The 18,679-nt window shown below is 73.9% G+C and carries 9 protein-coding genes; 6 read left to right on the forward strand and 3 right to left on the reverse strand.

Annotated features, from left to right (window positions below):
- The first annotated feature begins 137 nt into the window (after nt 1-137).
- Nucleotides 138-2,024, forward strand: a complete 1,887-nt coding sequence (locus ABT137_RS01945) for a hypothetical protein (protein WP_351700849.1) — start codon at nt 138-140, stop codon at nt 2,022-2,024.
- A gap of 154 nt (nt 2,025-2,178) precedes the next feature.
- The gene (locus ABT137_RS01950; protein WP_351700852.1) at nt 2,179-2,979 is read left to right on the forward strand and encodes a hypothetical protein; all 801 of its coding nucleotides are present in this window, start codon (nt 2,179-2,181) and stop codon (nt 2,977-2,979) included.
- A gap of 90 nt (nt 2,980-3,069) precedes the next feature.
- On the opposite strand, the gene ABT137_RS01955 is transcribed toward ABT137_RS01950, so the two are convergent.
- Nucleotides 3,070-4,695 carry a S53 family peptidase gene (locus ABT137_RS01955; RefSeq protein ID WP_351700855.1) on the reverse strand — a complete coding sequence of 542 codons (1,626 nt, stop codon included), beginning with the start codon at nt 4,693-4,695 and terminating at the stop codon, nt 3,070-3,072.
- A 126-nt stretch (nt 4,696-4,821) separates the two neighbouring features.
- Nucleotides 4,822-7,842: a helix-turn-helix transcriptional regulator gene (locus ABT137_RS01960; protein ID WP_351700858.1), complete on the reverse strand. Its 3,021-nt coding sequence runs from the start codon at nt 7,840-7,842 to the stop codon at nt 4,822-4,824.
- Nucleotides 7,843-8,038: 196 nt separating this feature from the next.
- Here ABT137_RS01960 and ABT137_RS01965 point away from each other — a divergent pair, with 196 nt between their 5' ends.
- Nucleotides 8,039-9,364, forward strand: a complete 1,326-nt coding sequence (locus ABT137_RS01965) for an alpha/beta hydrolase (protein WP_351700861.1) — start codon at nt 8,039-8,041, stop codon at nt 9,362-9,364.
- Nucleotides 9,365-9,559: 195 nt separating this feature from the next.
- Here ABT137_RS01965 and ABT137_RS01970 read toward each other — a convergent pair whose 3' ends face one another.
- A complete protein-coding gene (locus ABT137_RS01970; RefSeq protein ID WP_502984452.1) occupies nt 9,560-11,296 on the reverse strand; it encodes a dolichyl-phosphate-mannose--protein mannosyltransferase in 1,737 nt (578 codons plus the stop codon).
- Between the two features lie 253 nt (nt 11,297-11,549).
- Here ABT137_RS01970 and ABT137_RS01975 point away from each other — a divergent pair, with 253 nt between their 5' ends.
- From ABT137_RS01975 to fxsT, 3 genes are read left to right on the forward strand one after another with little or no spacing between them, the layout of a single operon-like run.
- A complete protein-coding gene (locus ABT137_RS01975; protein ID WP_351701134.1) occupies nt 11,550-13,013 on the forward strand; it encodes a VMAP-C domain-containing protein in 1,464 nt (487 codons plus the stop codon).
- Entirely contained in the window at nt 13,010-14,110 is a 1,101-nt protein-coding gene (locus ABT137_RS01980) for an AAA family ATPase (protein WP_351700864.1), read from the forward strand. Before ABT137_RS01975 ends, ABT137_RS01980 begins: the two co-directional genes overlap by 4 nt.
- On the forward strand, nt 14,110-18,660 hold the full coding sequence (gene fxsT / locus ABT137_RS01985) for an FxSxx-COOH system tetratricopeptide repeat protein (RefSeq protein WP_351700867.1): 4,551 nt from the start codon (nt 14,110-14,112) through the stop codon (nt 18,658-18,660). The genes ABT137_RS01980 and fxsT overlap by 1 nt, the downstream gene beginning before the upstream one ends.
- The last annotated feature ends 19 nt before the right edge of the window (nt 18,661-18,679 follow it).

An 18,679-nucleotide genomic window follows, 5' to 3' on the forward strand; every position in this document is an offset into this window, starting at 1 on the left:
GACGCCGTACCGCGGCATCCGCCCCGCCGGGCCCGCGCCGGCCGGCACGGTGCGCAGGCGTGATCTCCCCACCGGTCGGGTAGCAACGACGTGCTCCGCCGCCGCTTGCGGGGACTGGTGTGAAGGGGGATCACAGGGTGTCGGACGACGGCCCGCCGGACGGCTGGGAGGCGCACGAGCGACGGCTGTGGGAGGCGTACCGGCGGGGCGAGTGGTGCGAGGACGTGCCGGAGGTGCGGGCCGAGGTGCTGCGGTGGCTGCTCGTCGCCGCGCCGCGCCCGGTCCCCGGGCGGCTGGCCCGGCTCCGGCTCCGCGGAGCCCGGATCACCGGCACCCTGGATCTGGCCGAGGCGGCCGTCCAGGGCGCGATACGCCTCGACTCCTGCCGCTTCGACGAGGTGCCCTGCTTCGACGGCGGGCAGTTCGGGGTGCTCCAGCTGAAGGACTGCGCCTTACCGGGGCTGAGCGCGGCCGGGGCGCGGGTCGGCCAGGAGTGCGAGTTCGTGGGCTGCACCCTCGACGGCACCCTGAACCTCCGCTCCCTGACCGTCGGCACGCATCTGCTGCTCGACCGCTCGACGGTGCATGCCCCCGACGGCACCGCGGCCGTCGACGCGCAGTCGCTCGCCGTCGAGGAACACCTCTCGGCGACCGGACTGGTGTGCACCGGGCCGGTCCGGCTCATGAGCTCCCGGGTGCAGGACACCCTCGGCTTCCGCGGGGCCCGGCTCCAGGGGGACCGGGCCTGCCTCCAGGCTCCCGAACTGACCGTGGGCGGCGGCCTCTACCTCGACCGGGGGTTCTCCAGCGACGGGGGGATCAACCTCTACGGCGCCTCGATCGGCGGTTCGCTGCACCTGGAGGACGCCACCCTGACCGGCCCGGACGCCCAAGGCGCCGACCCCGCCCTGCAGTTGCTCTGCGCATCGGTCGGCGGCGACATACAGGCCGGCGCGGGGTTCACCGTGCGGGGGAGCGTCGACATGCGGGACACCGCGGTGCGGGGCAGCGTCGTGCTGCGGCAGGCCCGGCTGCACCACCCGGCCGGCACCGCGCTCAGGGCCCACCGGCTGCATGTCGGCGGCGACCTCGACTGCCGGGACGGCTTCGTCGCGCAGGGCACCGTGGACCTCTGCGACGCCCGGGTCGGCGGCTCGGCCCTCTTCGAGGGCGCCGAGCTGACCGGCCGCGCCGGAGCCGCCGCGCTGCGGGCCAACGGCATAGAGGTGGGGGCGGAGTTCAACTGCTGCGACGGGCTGACCGCGCACGGCCGGATCTCCCTCAGCAGCATCACCGTACGGGCCAAGCTCTGTTTCGAGAACGCCGTACTGGACGTCCCCGCGGGGGAGCGCGCCCTGATCTGCCGGCGGTCCGCGGCCGCCGACCTGACGCTGAAGCCCCGCGAGGCGCCGCGCGGCATCGTCGACCTCAGCCACACCCGGGTCGGCGTGCTGCGCGACGACCCGGCCGGCTGGCCCGGCTCGCTGGTCCTGGAGGGCCTCGCCTACGACAGTGCCCAGCCCGCGCTGCCCGGCCGGCAGCGGCTGACCTGGCTCGACCGCGACCCGGCCGGCTTCGCACCGCAGCCCTACGAGCAACTCGCCGCCAACTACCGGCGCCACGGCCGGGACGCCGACGCCCGCCTCGTCCTGCTCGCCAAACAGCGCCGCAGGCGGGCCACCCTGGCCTGGCCCGCCCGGCTCTGGAGCCTCCTGCAGGACCTCACCGTCGGCTACGGGTACCGGCCGCTGCGCGCGGTGCTGCTGCTCGCCGTCTGCTTCACCGTCGGCACCGTGCTGTTCGCGACCTGGCCGCCGCTGCCCTACGGCGACGGCACGCCCCCGGACTTCCAGCCGGCCGTGTACACCCTCGACCTGCTGCTGCCGGTGGTCGACTTCGGGCAGGAGCGGTCGTACAGCTCCCACGGCGCCATGCAGTGGGTGGTGGTCGTCCTGGTCAGCGTGGGCTGGGTCCTCGCGAGCACGGTCGTGGCGGGGGCCAACCGGGTCCTGCGCAGATCCTGATCCGGGGCGGAGCGGCGGGACCCGGCCGGTCCCGGTGAACACGGTCGGAACAATGGGGCAACCGTGACGGTCCCCTACATGTCTAGGCGGTGTGACGCAGCATCAGGACTCGCCGTACGGAGGCGGCGGGCCGTCGATCCCGAAAGGGGATTCCATGCGCATCCGCCCGGCCGTCGCCGCCGTTTCCCTTGCCACCGGCCTTTCCGCCCTGTCCGCGTCGGTGGCTCCGACAGCCGCCCAGGCGGCGGACCGGGCCGCGGCCGCCGACACGGTGTTCTCGCACGTCGTCGTCAACGGCGGCAAGGACGTCGTCCTCGGCCTCACCACCAAGAAGACCGTCACCATCACCTGGACGGCCACGGACCCGGACGGCGTCGTCGCGTCCTGGGCCTACCTGTGGCACGGCCCGAACACCGACGACGAGGACGGCATCCTGGGGGCGTACCCGGCGGGTACGTGCGAGGTGCCGGCCATCGCCAACCCCACCACCGCTGACTGCAAGGTGAGCATCGCCGTCGACGCCGCCCGGGACCTCGACCACAACGGCCTCGCCGGCACCTGGAACGTGCTCGCCGGGGCGCAGGACCGCACCGACGACTGGACGGAGATCGACGTCGCGGGCACCGCCTCGGTCAAGCGGCTGGCCAAGGTCACGGTGAACGCCTCGCCCGAGCCGGTGAAGGAGGGCAGGACCATCACGGTCACCGGCAAGCTGACCCGCGCGAACTGGTCGAGCGGCAGCTACACCGGCTACCAGGGGCAGGCGGTCAAGCTGCAGTTCCGCAAGAAGGGCAGCAGCACCTACACCACCCTGAAGACCGTCACCAGCGGCGGCAGCGGCGCCCTGCGGACCACCACCAAGGCCAAGGCCGACGGCTACTTCCGCTTCGTCTTCGCCGGTACCGCCACCACCGGCCCGGCCACAGCGGCCGGGGACTTCGTCGACGTCAGGTGAGAACGACGTCAGGTGAGAACGAGACCGCCCCCGCGCGCACCGGGACGGTTCCCGGTGCGCGGGGGGGGCGGGGTGGTTCAGGGGGTGACGTCAGCCGAGCAGCTTCGTCGCCAGGGTCGAGGCGTTGTACGAGCCCCAGCCCGTGGTGAAGTCCCAGCCGGTGGCCGCGGAGTAGGCGCCGTTGCTGCCGCTGGTGATGTCGTGGAAGCCGGTGCCGCTCGCCGCGTACAGGGCGGGGTTGGCGAAGCCGAGGTTGGCCTTGCCGGCCGCCGCGGCCTGCTGGTTGTAGAGGGCCGCGAACGCCGCCCACTCGGGGGCCGCGGCGCTGGTGCCGCCGACCGAGGACCAGGAGCCCTGCGAGTAGATGGAGACACCGGGGCTCGGGTTGGCGTGCGCCGAGACGTCCGGGACCTGGCGGTAGCCGCCGCCCGCGCTCTTCTGGACGGCCGTCTGCCAGCTCGGGATCTTGAAGACGGAGGACTTGCCGCCACCGCCGCCGGACCAGGCCACCTCCTTGCTGAAGGCGTTGGCGGAGGTGACGGTCAGCTTGGTGCCGCCGACGCCCGTGACGTACGGGTCGCTGGCCGGGTAGTCGACGGAGGTGCCGCCGTCGCCCGCGTCGTCGGAGCCGTCGTCACCGGAGGCCGCGTAGAAGCCGAGGCCCTCGGCGGCGCCCGCCTTGAAGACCGCGTCCACGGCGTTGATGTTGGAGGTGGTGCGGGCGGACTCGGCCGCGCCCCAGCTGATCGAGGTGGTCGGGATGCCGCTGTCGACGATGGCCTGGTACGTGTCGACCTCGCCGGCGTCCGAGTTGGGGCCCTCGAAGACCGTCACGTTCGCCTTCGGGGCGATCGCGTGCAGCACCTCGATGTCCAGCTCGACCTCGACCTGGCCGTCGCCGAGCGAACCGGAGCCGCCGTCGACCTTGGACACGGTCGGGGTGGGCGAACCGAGGCTGTAGTTGGTGTCGTACTTGGTGATGTTGGACTGCTGGAAGCCGTCGAACTCCAGGAGCGCGATCTTCTGGCCGCTGCCGGTGTACGTGCCGGAGACGTTGTAGCCGCCCTTGAGCTGGGCCGGGGTGTAGCCGCCGCCGGGGCCGTCGTGGGGGGAGACGGTGTGCGGGGTCGCCTGGTGGTGCAGCTGGACGCGGTTGTTGAGACCGGCCACGTCGCTGACGATGGCGGCGAGGGCGGACGGGAGCGTCGGCGCGCTGTCGTTGGCGTAGAAGGAGCGGCCCGTCGCCGAGTCCTTCCAGGTCGACAGCCGGGTGCCGAACGCCTTCTGCAGCTGGGCGGCGGTGCCGCTGGCGTCGACCAGCAGGTTGCCGGAGTGCACCTTGCCGACCGTGACGCCCTGCGCACGCAGGTAGTCCTTCAGCTGCTTGACCTCGGCGTCGGTCCGGCCGAAGCGGGCCGCGAACTGGCCCTTCGTCAGGTAGTGGCCGTAGGCGGCCGAGTGGGGGTCGCTGACCTTCGCGATGAAGGTGTCGAGGGCGCTGCCGCCTCGGGGCGCCAGGCTGATCGCCACCGATATGCGCTTGCCCGAGCTGACGCTGCCGGTGCGGGACGCGTCGTGCTTCAGACCGGGCAGGACGTCCCCGGCGACGGCGGCGCGGGCGGTGTGCGGGGCGTCGGCCGCGTAGGCGGCGGGGACGACCGCCGTGATCAGCGCCGGCGCGGCGACCAGACCGAGCAGTTTCAGGCGTGACTTCACCGAAGTTCCTCCGGAGGTGGGGGGTGGGGAGTGTTCCGGAAGCGGAACGGGATCACCGTAGGAACTCCGGCCCCACCCCCGTAAGCGGGGGAACCCTTGCGTTACGTGTTAACTGCCGATGTCACGTCAACGGCGTGTGTCGAGCGGACGGGGGAGTCGCCCCCGGGCTGCCTGACTTACCGTCACCGTCTGGGCCGTGGGCCCGGGTTGGTCGTCGTCGCCGGTGTCCACCGCCGCGCCGGCGGCGATGACGGCGACCGCCATCGCGTGCGCCAGCGCGGTGCGGGAGCGGACGCCGACCTTGCGGTAGACCCGGGACAGTGCGCCCTCCACCGTCTTGACGCTGATGAAGAGTTCGGCGGCGACCTCCCTGTTGGTCGCCCCGCCGCCGACCAGTTCGGCGATCCGCGCCTCCGTGGGCGTGAGGTCGGGTCCGGTCGCGCCCGCCTCAGCGCCGCGCTCCCCGGCCGCCAGCCGGGCCAGTTCGTCCCTGGCCCGGGCCGCGAGCGGGGCCGCGCCGATCCGGGTCGCCGTCTCCAGAGCCTCGGCGAGGGCCTGCCGGGCCGCGTTGCGGCGGCGGGCGCGGCGCTCGACCGCGCCGAGCGCGATCAGGGTGCGCACCAGCTCGACGGGGAGCGGCAGCGGACGCAGCCGTTCGACGGCGGTGCGCAGCCGTACCGCCCCCTCCCGGGCCCGGCCGATGCCCGCCTCGCGCAGCCCCTCCGCCCGGTCCAGCGCCGCCAGGACGCTGCCGGGCGCCCCGTCCGGCACCCGCGTCCGGGCGTCGTGGAGCACCGCCCCGGCCGCCTCCGTCTCGCCGAGCACGACCAGGGCCTCGGCCAGGTCGCCGTACCAGTGCAGCAGCGGCGGGTCGGCGGCGCACATCGCCTCGCCGAGTTCCCGGACGCGCTGCAGCGCCTCGACGGCGGCCGCCGCCCCGCGCGGATCGCCGCCGAGCAGTTCGGCCTGCCCGAGCACGGCGAGGGCGCGCAGCAGGAACAACCGGTCGCCGTCGGCCTCCGAGGCGCGGACCGCCTGTGCGGCCAGCTGCCGGGCCTCCTCGACGGTGCCACCGGCGGTCGCCGCGAGGGCCGCCGCGTAGAGCGCCGGAGCCGCCTCGGCCAGGGCACGCGAGCAGCGGGCCGCGGTGCGCAGCGCCTCCCGGCAGTGCCCGGCGCGCACCTGGATCCGGGTCAGCGCGACCAGGGTCGCCACGGTCTCCTCGGCCCCGGCCGGTTCGCCGGTCGCGGCGAGCAGCGGGACGACCTGGTCGCGGGCCTCGGTCACCCGGTCGGAGTCCAGGGCGAGGATCGCCCGCATCCGGATCAGCCGCCGGCTCTCCGGGCCGCCGGAGCGCTCCGCTGGGAGCGACGCGATATCTGGAAGTGCCGCGATCTGCCGTGTGTCGGCTGCGGCTTCGTCGTGGCTGGTCGCGCAGTTCCTCCCCCAGCCTTCGGCCGGGGGCACCCCCAGCGCCCACCGGGGAGCTGCCGCTGCCGAACCGCAGCCGACCAGGGTCAGCGCCTCCGCCAGCGCGGCGTCGGCGGCGACCGGGTCCCCGGCCAGCGACCGCACCCGGGCGAGGGTGGCGAGCGCGTCGATCCTGGTGTCGGTGTCGCCGGCCGCGCCCGCCTGCCGCGCGGCCCGCCGGGCGTGCCCGGCCGCCTCCGTCAACTCCCCGCACAGCAGGCCCCGGACGGCGGCCCAGTGGTGCAGCCGGGCCTCGGCGCGCGGATCGCCGACCGCGTCCCGCAGGCCGTCCGCGATCAGGTCCTCGGCGCCCTCCAGCGCCTGCCCGGCGCCGCGCAGCAGGACCAGCCGGGCCCGCACCCGCTGCGCCGCCGAGCCGGACCGGGCGAGCACCGCTCCGGCGGCCTCGCCCGCCTCCTCGGTGCGCCCGGCGTCGCAGGCGTACTCGGCCGCGGCCAGCAGCCGTTCGGCTCGTTCCGCCGGGTGGTGGGCCGGGGTGCGGCGGGCGGCGAGGGCGGCCAGTTCGAAGGCGGTGCCGGGGGCGCCGTCGTGGCGCGCTGAGCCGGCCGCCGCCATCAGGGTGCGGGCCGTGTCCTCGTCCTCGTAGGGGTGGGCGAGCGCGCGATGGCGGGCCCGCTCCACCGGCTCGGGCACCGCGCGGGCCAGCAGCGCGTGCGCCTGCCGCCGCCCGTGCTCGGTGGCGTCGGCGTGCACGGCCGCCCGCAGCACGGGGTGGTGGAAACGTACGACCCCGTCGGCGTCGGCCGTCGCGATGCCGAGCCGCTCCGCCTCCGCGAGGTCGGCGGCCGGGTCCGGGAGCCCGGAGGCGCGCAGCAGGGTGAGGCTGGGGCGGGCCGCGGCGCTGGCGACGAGAAGGGTGCGCCGCACCGGCTCCGGCAGCGCACGGGCCCGCTCCAGCAGGAGGGTGCGCAGCCCCGGGGGCACCGGAGGCAGGGTGCCGAATCCGGCGTACGGCGGGGCGCTCCGGGCGGCGCGTCCCAACTCCCGTGCGTAGGAGGGGTTTCCGGCGGCGGTCCGCTCGATCGCCCGGAGCAGTGCCGGGGGCAGGTCGGCGCCGAGGTCGGTGCGGACGAGGTGGGCCGTCTCGCCGTCCGTCAGGGGCGGCACGGGGAGTTCCACGGTGCCCGGCGGGCAGCAGCGCAGCCGCTCGGGCCGGCTGCCGTCCGGCACCCGCTCGGCGGCGAGCATCCGTATCCCCGGGTCGTCGAGCCGGCGCACGGCGAAGGCGAGGACCTCGGCGGTCGGTTCGTCGAGCCACTGCAGGCCGTCGACGACCAGCAGGACGTCACCGGCGGCGGCCAGGGCGCGCAGCGTGTCGAGGACGGCGACGCGCACGGCGAGCAGGCCGCGGTCGTCCGCCGGTCCGCCGCCGCGCAGCAGGGCCGCCCGCAGCGCCGCCCGGGGCTCCGGCGGCAGGTTCTCCAGGTGGCTCTCCGGGACCCGCGCGAACAGGTCGACCAGCCCGGCGAAGGGCAGCCGGGCGTCCGCCTCGGCGGGCGAGCAGTGCAGGACGGTCCCGGCGGCCGGGTCCGCCGCGAGAGCCGCCACGAGCGCGGACTTGCCGATGCCGGCGGGGCCGTGGAGGAGCAGTCCGGGGCGGGCCGCCGCCTGGACCCGGGCGGCGTCGAGAAGCGCTCGGCGCCCGGTCAGTTGCATGTGTTCATGACAACCTCCGGTGATCCGGTGTGTCAATGACGTCCGTCACCTCTCGGCGGCGGACCCGTTGCCCGACATGACGTAACAGGTCATGTCTTCTTCCTGAATCCCTCGTTACGGAACGCGGAAGGCTCTTCCGCCCTCCTCCTGTGCGGAAGCAACGAGGCACGGGCAGGGAAAACAGGGACTGAGTGACATGGGTTTGACCAGTCGAACGACCGTATACGCGCTGGCGGCGCTGGCCGCCCTGTGTGTGGCGCTGCTGGTCTGGCTGTGGCCGCGGTTCGCCAAACCGGGGCTGTGGCAGGTGCTGGGGCGGCTCGGAGCCGTCGCGGTGACACAGGTGACGATCGTCGCGGCGTTCGCCTGCGCGGTGAACTCGTCGTACCAGTTCTTCGGCTCCTGGAACGAGCTGCTCGGCAACGTCGACACCGCTCCGGTCGGGGTGACCCAGGCGGCCGGCGGGAACGGCGGCGGCTCGGTGAACGGCATAAGCAGCGTCCACGGGGCGTCGCTCGTACAGCCCGCCGGGGACCAGCAGTTGAGCAGGGTCGGCGGGCTGCCGAGCGGGCCCGCCGCGGCCGTCGGCCGGGTGGAGTCGGTGAAGATCATCGGCCGGCGCACCGGCGTGGTCGACCCGGCCTTCGTCTACCTCCCGCCGCAGTACTTCCAGAAGGCGTACCACCGCATGCGGTTCCCGGTGATCGTCGCGCTCAGCGGCTACCCGGGCAGCATCTACAACCTCGCCCAGCACCTGCGGGTCTCGCAGACCGCCGGCGAACTCCAGCGCAAGGGGCAGATGCAGCCGACGATCATGGTGATGATCCGGCCCACCATCGCCCCGCCGCGCGACACCGAGTGCGTGGACGTCCCCGGCGGACCGCAGACCGAGACGTTCCTGGCCAAGGACCTCCCGGACGCGATCAAGTCGGTCTACCGGGCCGGCCACGACGCGAGCTCCTGGGGCGTCATGGGGTACTCCTCGGGCGGCAGTTGCGCCCTCCAGCTCACCATGCGCGACCCCGGCGTCTACACCACGGCCGCCGCCCTGTCGCCCGATTACCGGGTCAAGGACGACCCCACCACCGGCAACCTCTTCGGCAGCGGTCCCGGCCGCCAGGCCCGGATCGACGGCCACGACCTGATGTGGCGGCTGAAGCACCTGCCCGTGCCCCAGGTCTCGGTCCTGGTCGCCAACAGCAAGCACGGCGAGAAGGGCTACGCCGAGACCGAGGCCTTCATCAAGGCCGTCAAGGCGCCCATGCGAGTCGTCTCCATCCTCCCCGAGAACGGCAGCCACAACTTCCCCACCTGGGTACGGGAGATGCCCGCCGCCCTGAAGTGGATGAACGAGCAGCTGACCTTCCCCCAGGACGTCGTGCCCCGGCACCACCCGAAGAAGCCGGCGACCGAGGCGGCGGGCAGGCCCACGCCCCGCCCCACTCCCACCTCCACTCCCGGCCACCGCTCGCTGCGCGCGGAGGGCCCGGAGCCCAGCCCCACGGCCACGGCACGCCGCTGACCGGCCGGGTCAGCGCACCGCGGCGACGAGGCCGTGGGCGAGGTCATCGACTGCACGGCACCCGTGGGCGAGAGGCGGGAGACCGTCGAGCGGGTCCCGCGCGCCGTCCGCACCGGCGAGGCGGCCGCGGCACTGCGCTGAAGCAGGCGAGGCCGCGGCCACGGCACTGCGCTGAGCAGCGGAGCCGGGCGGGCCTCAGATCCAGGTGTCGAGCCACATCCTGGACTGCCAGCCGGTGTAGGGAATCGTCTGCCCGGTGTAGATCGGGTAGAAGTAGACGAAGTTCCAGGCGATGAGAAGCACCAGCACCCCCGCGGCCACCGCGCCCCGCAGCCGCCGCCGCTCCGTCGCGCCCGGCGGCCCGAGCAGCGCCCCGATCATCATCGCCACGGCCAGGCACAGGTACGGCACGAAGACCACGGCGTAGAAGGAGAAGACCGTACGGTCCTGGTAGACGAACCAGGGGAGGTAACCGGCCGCCACCGCGCAGAGGATCGCGCCGGCCCGCCAGTCGCGGCGCAGGGCCCACCGGTAGAGCAGGTAGGCGAGGGCGAAGCAGGCCGACCACCACAGCATGGGGGTGCCCAGGGCGAGGACCGTGCGGGAGCAGGCGGTCGCGGTGGAGCAGCCGTCCTGGCCGGGCTGCGGCGAGTCGTAGGCGAACAGCACGGGACGGCCGAGGACCAGCCAGCTCCAGGGGTTCGACTGGTACTTGTGCGGCGTGTGCAGGTTCACGTTGAACTGGTAGACCAGGTACTCGTAGTGCCAGAAGCTGCGCAGCGGGGCCGGTATCCACGACCAGGTGCCGCCGCGGCCGTCCGCCCAGTGCCGGCCCCAGCCGTCGTCGGACAGGAACCAGCCGGTCCAGGTCACCAGATACGTCAGGAGCGCGGTCGGGACGAGGGCGAGGACCGACCGGCCGAGGTCCCGGCGCAGGACCGCCCGGTACGGGTGGCGGGCCCCGGCGACGCGGCGTGCGCCGACGTCCCACAACAGGGTCAGCACCACGAAGAAGACCAGGACGTACAGGCCGTTCCACTTGGTCGAGGCCGCCAGGCCCAGGAGGACGCCGGCCGCGAGGCGCCAGGGCCGCCGGCCCGTCCCGGCGCGGTCGCCGGTGTCCGCGTCCGGGCGCACCCTGCCCGCCGCGTCGGCAGGCAGGGCCGCCGCGAGCCGGGCCCGGGTCCGGTCCCGGTCGATCAGCAGGCAGCCGAACGCCGCCAGCACGAAGAACATGACGACGAGGTCGAGCAGGGCGGTGCGGCTCATCACCAGGTGCAGGCCGTCGATCGCCAGCAGCGCCCCGGCCAGGCAGCCCAGGAACGTCGAACGGAACAGGCGGCGGCCGATGCGGCACAGCATGAACACCGACAGGGTGCCCAGGGCCGCCGTCATGAAGCGCCAGCCGACCGGGTCGAGGCCGAACAGCCACTCGCCGACGGCGATCACCCACTTGCCGGTCGGCGGGTGCGCGACGAAGGAGCCGGTGTCGGAGAGCGGGATCACCTGGGGGTGCGCCAGGATCTGCGGGTCGGCGATCTTGCGGTCCGGCCAGGTGCCCTCGTACCCGAGGTGCAGCAGTGCCCAGGCGTCCTTGGCGTAGTACGTCTCGTCGAAGATGAGGTCCCGCGGCCTGCCGAGGTGCCAGAAGCGCAGGACGCCGGCCAGGGCGGCGACGAGCAGCGGGCCGAGCCACTCCGTCGCCTTCGCGAGGCGCCGCGCCCGGGCCGGGCCGGGGCCCAGGAGCCGCCAGAGCCGGGTGGCGGGCTCGGGGAAGGGCGGGACCAGGCGTTCCCGGACACCGGTGCCCGTGCCGGTGCCCCGGGCCCCGGCGTGACCGAACCGGCGCAGCCGGTCCTGCCACCCGGGGGACTCCGGCGCCGGACGTATGCCGTCGAGGTCGTGGGAACGCGTCGCGCTGCTGCTCGTCACCGGACGACCTTAGGCCGTGCCCGGGCCGGGCCGCGAAGCGGTGGCCGGGCGGCGGGTGCCGTGCCGGTGATTGACCGTACCGGGGTGGCCACGCGTAAGGCCTGGGCCATACCCTGGACCCAGGGCTACGGCACCCGGACTGCCCTGCAACGGAAGGGAGTTGGGGGGCACAGGAGCCGTGAACGGGGGACGCTTGTTCAGTGTGAGAAACGGCGGTCATGCAGCGGGATTCGAGCATGAGCTGGTAGAGCAGATGTGCGCGGTGTCGGGACTCGATGCACCGGGAGGGCGCGATCTCTTGATCGACATGCTGGCGGGCCGGTTACCCGAGTTAGCCAACCTCCGGCGACACGACCGGAAGCGGCACGACATAATGGAGATAGCCCGGGCCTGCTGGCAGCGGCCGACCGGGCTCTCCGTGCTGGTGGACACCCTTCAGGTGTACGACCCCGGCTCCCTGCCCGTGCTGCGGATCGCGGAGCTCGTCTCGGCGTCGCCGGTTCTGGCGGTCCTGCCCGAGGCCGAGTTCCGCAGAGCCCGCGCGCTGCTGAGCCGCTTCCCGCATCCCGACGCGCAGGGCCTGCTGCACGCGGCGGCCGGGGACCTTCCGCTCCCGGCCCACCCGGTCGCCACCCTCGCGGAAGCCTTCGACTTCCTCGCCGGGGCCAATGCCCGCCCCGACGGCCTGCTTCCCGTGCTGGCCCTGGTCGAGCACGCGATCGCGGCGGGCGCCGGGGCCGACGCCGACCGGCAGGTCGTCGACGGCCTGCGCGGCTGGAACGACGACCAGAGCAGGCGACTCGACCTGGCGGAACCTCTCGAAGCCCTGCGCGCGCAGATCGCCCGGGGAGCGACGGAACCGGCTCCCGCCTGTCTCGTTGTCCAGTTGAGCAAGCACGGGATGGGCGCGGACGAGTACCTGCTCTCCCACTGGCGTCAGCGGCGTCCGGGCTCGTGGCGGCCGGAGCGAGGAGAGGACCAGATCGTGGCCTTGGGCGACGTCGAGGCCGCGGTGGAGGAACTGGTCGGCAGCGTCGAGGAGGACTGGGGCGAGCGCCCCGGCAGGCCGGTCCTCGAATTCGTGTTGCCGCTCCAGCTGCTGAACCAGCCCATGGAGTGGCTGCCGACGGCCTCCCACTCCCTCTCCGCCACCGCTCTGTGCCTGGACTACCCGGTGGCGCTGCGGAGCCTGGAGCGGATGCGGGCCCGGCGCTACCACCGGCGCTGGCGCAACCGCTGGCAGCAGCTGACGGCCGGTCCCCGGATCGTCTGCCACTGGGACACCACGGGCGAGCGCGGCCACGACCCCGTGCGGTGGAACAGCACGCTCGCCGCCGACGAGCGACTGGTCTCGGTCGCGCTCACCGCGCCTCCGCTGCCCGGACCCGGCGGCCGTCAGGCCACGCTCGAAGCCGCGCTGCGGGCCGGCGTGCCGCTGACCGTCTGGGACCGCCGGCCCACGCCCCCGGGCGACTTCAGGAAACGGGTCGACAAACTGCTGAAGGGAACGGCCGCCGAACTGCCGCAACGTGTACGGCAGTTGCGGAACGAAGCGGCCACCGCCGCCGCGGCGCAACGGGACGCGCACACCGGACGTCACCTCGCGGTGCTCCTCGACGACCCGAACCGGATGGTGGACTGGTCCGGAGACCTGGGACACCCGGCGTCGGATTCCGGCAGCGTGCGCGGCGGCCACGACGACGAGGGGACCTCATGAACCGCGTCCAGCATCCGGTGGAGAACAGCCGCAACGGCGGCCCCGTCAGCCGGAGTTGGTGGATCTACCGGGGCACCGGGCAGCCGCTGCCCGACATCCGCCTCGCCGACGTCCTGCCCCCGCCGCCCGGCTGGCGGGCCTTCGACGGCGGCCCGGTGCTGCCGCCCGTACCGGCCGAGAGCGCCGAGACCGACCGCCGGCTCGGCCGCGCGGGCCGCACCACCTCCCGGCAGGACCCGCACGACATCGACATGATCAACACGGCCCTGCTGCTGCGCAGGCCACTGCTGGTGACCGGTCGGCCCGGCATCGGGAAGTCCACGCTGGCCTATCTGGTCGCCCGCGAACTCGGTCTGGGCCGGGTCCTCCACTGGGGGATCACCTCGCGCAGCACCCTGCGCTCCGGACTGTACGAGTACGACGCCATCGGCCGGGCCCAGGCCTCCCTCGGCCGGGGACCGGCCGCCGTCCCCGACGGCGACGGCACCGCCGAGGCGCCGCCGGAGGGCGGCACCGGGGCACGGATCGGGGACTTCGTGCGGCTGGGCCCGCTGGGCACCGCCCTGCTCCCGTACGAGCTGCCCCGCGTCCTGCTCATCGACGAGCTGGACAAGAGCGACATCGACCTGCCCGGCGACCTCCTCCACGTGCTGGAGAACGGCTCGTACGACATCCCGGAGCTGGTCCGCGCCCGCCATCACGAGAGCGAGGCGCGGGTGTTCACCGACGACCCGGACACCACGGTCACGGTGACGGACGGCCGGGTCCGGTGCCGGGCCTTCCCGTTCGTCGTCATCACCAGCAACGGCGAACGGCAGTTCCCCCCGGCCTTCCTGCGACGCTGTGTCCGGCTGGACGTCTCCCCGCCCCGCGAGGACCAGCTCGCCGCCATGATCGCCGCGCACTTCCGGGACCAGGAGGGCCGGCACGACGACATGATCCGGGCGTTCGTGGAGCGCAGCCGGGAGAACGGCGGTCTGGCGACCGACCAGTTGCTCAACGCCGTGTTCCTGCGCACCGCCGGGGTCCGGGAGGACGACGGGTCCTGGGGCGAGCTGCTGGAGGCCCTCTGGCGCGAGCTGTCGGGGGCGCCCTGATGGGTGAGGACCCGCGTGCCCGTCCGGAGGCCTTCGAAGTGGCGGAGGCCCTCTGGCTGCACGCGTACCAGACGCTGGCGGCGCGGCTGCCGGCGTCGGACCGCCCGCCGCGGCCCGGGCCGACCGACCTGCCGGGGCTGTCCGGGCTGCCCGGGCTGCTCGAACCACCCGGCCGGTCACTGGAGTCCGGCGGCACGACGGGTGGGGCTGCCGACGGGACGGCCGGTGGGACCGGCGGGACCGGCGGGACCGGCGACGGAACGCCGGGCGGGGCCGCCGACGGTGCGGTGCCGGAGCTGTCCGGTGCCGCGGGCGAGGCGGGCGACGACACGGGCGACGTGGGTGACACGGGTGAGGCGGTGCTCCTGCCGTGGCCACCGGCCGGGCGACGCGGGCGAGAACGGGCGACTCGGCAGGTCCCGGCCGAGGCGGTCGAGCCTGCCGGGCCGGTGGAGGCGCTGCCCGATCTGCGGGACGCGGCGGGGATCACCCGGGCGCTGCGCGCGCTGAAACAGCTGGTGCCCTCGGCGTTCGAGGTCGAGCTGGACGAGGAGACCACCGCCGAACGCGCCGCCGAGGACGGTCTGTGGGTGCCCTACACCCGGCCCGCGGACGAGCGCCGCTTCGACCTGGTGCTGGTGGTGGACGACCACGCGACCATGGTGATCTGGGAGCAGACGGTCGCCGAGTTCACCGCCGTGGCGGAGCGGCTGGGCGCCTTCCGTGACGTACGGGTGCGCCGGCTCGGCCTGCGCGAGACCCCGCGGGGGCCGGAGACGGTGCTGCGCGGGCCGTACCCGGAGCACGACGTTCCCGGTGTCCCCGGCGAACTGGTGGACCGCACCGGCCGCCGGATCATCCTCGTCCTCACCGACGGCCTGGGACCGCTGTGGCGGACCGGGGCCGGCCGGCAGGCACTGGAGCCCTGGTCGGCGGCCGGGCCGGTGGCGGTGGTGCATCTGCTGTCCCAGCGGGACTGGCACCGCACCGCGCTGACGCCCCGGCAGGCACGGCTGCGCAGTCCCCGCGCGGGGGCCCGCACCACCGAACTGGCCGTGGACTTCCCGGCCGAGTGGCGCGACCCCTTCGACCCGCCCCCCGCCGGCTGGACCGCGGCGGTCCCGGTCCTGGAGCTGGACGCGCGCTGGCTGAGCCGCTGGGCCGCTCTGGTGGCCGGTGCGGAGTCCGACTGGGTCGAGGCCCCGGTGCTGCTGCTCGGCGCGCCGGACGAGCCCGACGCGTCCGACGAGGACGTCGCCGAGCCGCCGCTCGTCGTCCAGGCGCCCTCGGTGCAGGAGCGCATCCGGCGCTTCCGCAGCCATGCCACCCCCACCGCCTACCGGCTGGCCACCCACCTGGCCGCCGCGATCCTGGAACCCCGCCTGGTCCGGGACGTACAGCGCAGACTGGTGCCCGAGGCGCACCCCGCCCACCTGGCCGAGCTCTTCCTGAGCGGCCTGCTGGAGCAGCCCGCGCACCCCGCGCCGCACGGCGACACCGCCCCCGCGCCGCTGGAGTTCGTCGACGGGGCGCGCGAGGCGCTGCTGGCGGGCGCGATGCGCGCGGACACGGCCCGGGTGGTGAGTTCGGTGTCCGAGCTCTACGGCGACCGGTTCGAGGCGGCCCGCGGGCTGCCCGGCGCGCTGCTCGCCCCGGAGTCCGAGCCGGTTCCGCAGGTGACGGCGGAGAGCCTGCCGTTCCTGCGTGTCGAGCTGGCCGTGCTGCGCGCCCTCTCGGGGCCCTATCTGCTGCGCGCCCGCCGGGTCAGCGCGGCTCTGGAAGGGGCCTCGTCGGGTGCGTCGCTCAATGAGAATTCGCGGCATATCAGCCACGATGTCCGAAATAATTATGCGGTAAATCCAGATTTGGGCGGCATGGACATGACCGACACCACTGCCAGTGAGCACCAGCACGCAGCGGGAGGTTCCGCGAGCGGGACTCCGGTGCGGGAGATTCCTGCTCCGAACGCCGACGCGCAGCCGGGCGCCGGCCTCCTGTCAGCCGCCAGGACGGTCCCGGGGCCGGCCGAGCCGCCGTCGCGCCATACGGTCCCGCAGCGCGCCTCCGTGCCGGTGGTCTGGGGCAACGTGCCACCGAACAACCCCAATTTCACCGGCCGGGAGGAACTCCTCGCGCAGGTGCACGAGCAGTTGCTGACGGGCGACACCTCGGCGGTGCTGCCGCACACCCTGCACGGCATGGGCGGTGTCGGGAAGTCCCAGATCGCGATCGAATACGTCTACCGCCATTCCTCCGAGTACGACGTGATCTGGTGGATCCCGTCCGAACAACCGACGATGATCCTGACCGCGCTCACCGAACTCGCCCACCGGCTGGGCCTGAACGTGGGCACGGAGGCCAACCGGGCGGTCCCGGCGGTCCGCGAGGCCCTGCGCCGGGGCGAGCCCTACGACCGCTGGCTCCTGGTGTTCGACAACGCCGAGAACGTCGAGGCCGTACGCCCCTACTTCCCGACCGGCGGCACCGGAAAGATCCTCATCACCTCCCGGAACCAGGAATGGGACCGGGTGGCCAGGACCCTCTCCGTGGACGTCTTCACGCGGGAGGAGAGCAAGGCGCTGCTGCGCCGCCGGGCCCGTGACCTGAGCGACTCCGACGCCGACCTGCTCGCCGAGGAGCTGGGCGACCTGCCGCTCGCCATCGAGCAGGCCGCGGCCTGGCAGGCCGTCACCGGCATGGCCGTGGACGAGTACCTGGGGCTGATCCGGGAGAAGATCGCCGAGCTGATGCTCGAACTCGTCCCGTCGCCGGACTACCCCATGTCGGTGGCCGCCGCCTGGGACGTCTCGCTGCGCCAGCTCGAACAGCGCAACCCGGCGGCGCTCCAGCTCCTCCAGGTCTGCTCGTTCTTCGCCCCCGAGCCGATCTCCCGCTCCCTCTTCAACAACTCGCGCAGCACCATCGCCCCCGAGCTCGACGAGGCCCTGCGCCACCCGATCAGGCTCGGCCGGGCCATCCGGGAGATCAACGTCTACGCCCTGGCCCGCATCGAGCACCGGCACGACACCATCCAGCTGCACCGTCTGGTCCAGGCGGTCCTGGTCAACCGCATGTCCCCGCAGCAGCAGGCGGAGATGCGGCACGGCGCCCACCTGCTGCTCGCCGACGCCAACCCCAACAGCCCCGGCTCCCGGGAGCTGTGGCCGCGCTACCAGCAGCTGCTGCCGCACATCATCGTGTCCCGGGCCGTGGAGTGCGACTCGCCGTGGGTGCGCGGCCTGATCCGGGACGTGGTGGAGTTCCTGTACATCTGGGGCGACCACGACGGCGCGGTCTCCATGGCGCGCGAGGCGCTGGAGGTGTGGACCGGGAAGTTCGGCGCCGAGGACCAGCAGACGCTGGAGATGGCGAAGTGGCTGGCCTTCCTGCTGCGCATGGTCGGTGAGTACGAGGAAGCCGCCGCCATGATGCAGCGCACCGCCGACACCTACCTGCGGGTCGCGGGCGAGGACGACGAGGGCACCCTGGACGCCCTCATCCAGCTGACCAGTGGACTGCGGCTGAGGGCCGAACTGGCCCAGGCCCTGGAGATCAACCGATCGGTCTACGCACGCTCCCTGCGGGCCTTCGGTGACGACGATCCGGCCACCCTCCGCGCGGCCCACAGCCTGGGCGTCGGTCTGCGGCTGATGGGCCTGTACCAGGAGGCCCGGGAACACGACACGGAGACGGCCCGGCTGCGCGCCCTCACCCTCGGCGAGAACCATCTCGACACGCTGAACACCCTGAGCGGCCTGTCCCTCGACATCCGCGAGGTCGGCGACTACCTGGGAGCCGTGGCCCACCAGGAGGACGTCTACGCCCGCTACATCACCACGTACGGCGAGGACAACCCGGCCAGTGTCAGCTGCGCACGGGTGCTCGCGGTGTGCCGGCGGCGCGCCGGCAACCACGACGGGGCGCTGCAACTCGCCGAACTGGCACTGTCGAAGTTCGAGAGCCGCTACGGTGCCGACCACCCGGACGCCATCGCCTGTGCGGCCAACCTGGTGGTCGACCTCCGGCAGGACGGCCAGCTGACGCGTTCCGTGGAACTGGGCGAGGCGACCGTCGAGCGCTACACGGCCAAGCTCGGCACCGCCCACCCCTACACTCTGTCGGCCCGTACGAACGTGGCCATCACCCTGCGCCATCTGGGCGACCTCGACGCCGCACGGGAACACCTGGACGCGGCGCTGCGCGGCATGCGCGAGTCGCTGGGTGACGAGCACATCCTCACCGTGACAACGGCCCTCGGCATGGCCAACCACCACAGTGCGCTCGGGCGCCACACGGAGGCCCTGGAAGTGGACCGGCAGAGCCTGGGGATCCTGCAGGGGACACTCGGCCCGGACCACCCGACCACCCTGGCCTGCGCCAACAACGTGGCTCTGGACCTGCGCGCGCTGGACCGTGTCGACGAGGCGACGGTGCTCCACACCGACACCCTGACCCGTTTCCGCCGCACGTTGGGCGAGAGCCACCCGGCGACCGTCGCTGCCGCCAGCAGCCAGCGGGCCGAGGCCGACATCGCCCCGGTGCCGTTCTAGGCGGTTCGGGGCCGCTCCG

Origin of the sequence: Streptomyces sp. NPDC001980 (genome assembly GCF_040296885.1) — a bacterium.
Classification (GTDB): domain Bacteria; phylum Actinomycetota; class Actinomycetes; order Streptomycetales; family Streptomycetaceae; genus Streptomyces.

What these genes read in the sequence shown, in the direction of transcription:
- ABT137_RS01950 (WP_351700852.1), top strand. Translation starts at nt 2,179, where the DNA reads ATGCGCATCCGCCCGGCCGTCGCCGCCGTTTCCCTTGCCACCGGCCTT.
- ABT137_RS01960 (WP_351700858.1), bottom strand. Translation starts at nt 7,842, where the DNA reads ATGCAACTGACCGGGCGCCGAGCGCTTCTCGACGCCGCCCGGGTCCAG.
- ABT137_RS01965 (WP_351700861.1), top strand. Translation starts at nt 8,039, where the DNA reads ATGGGTTTGACCAGTCGAACGACCGTATACGCGCTGGCGGCGCTGGCC.
- ABT137_RS01975 (WP_351701134.1), top strand. Translation starts at nt 11,550, where the DNA reads ATGTGCGCGGTGTCGGGACTCGATGCACCGGGAGGGCGCGATCTCTTG.
- ABT137_RS01980 (WP_351700864.1), top strand. Translation starts at nt 13,010, where the DNA reads ATGAACCGCGTCCAGCATCCGGTGGAGAACAGCCGCAACGGCGGCCCC.
- fxsT (WP_351700867.1), top strand. Translation starts at nt 14,110, where the DNA reads ATGGGTGAGGACCCGCGTGCCCGTCCGGAGGCCTTCGAAGTGGCGGAG.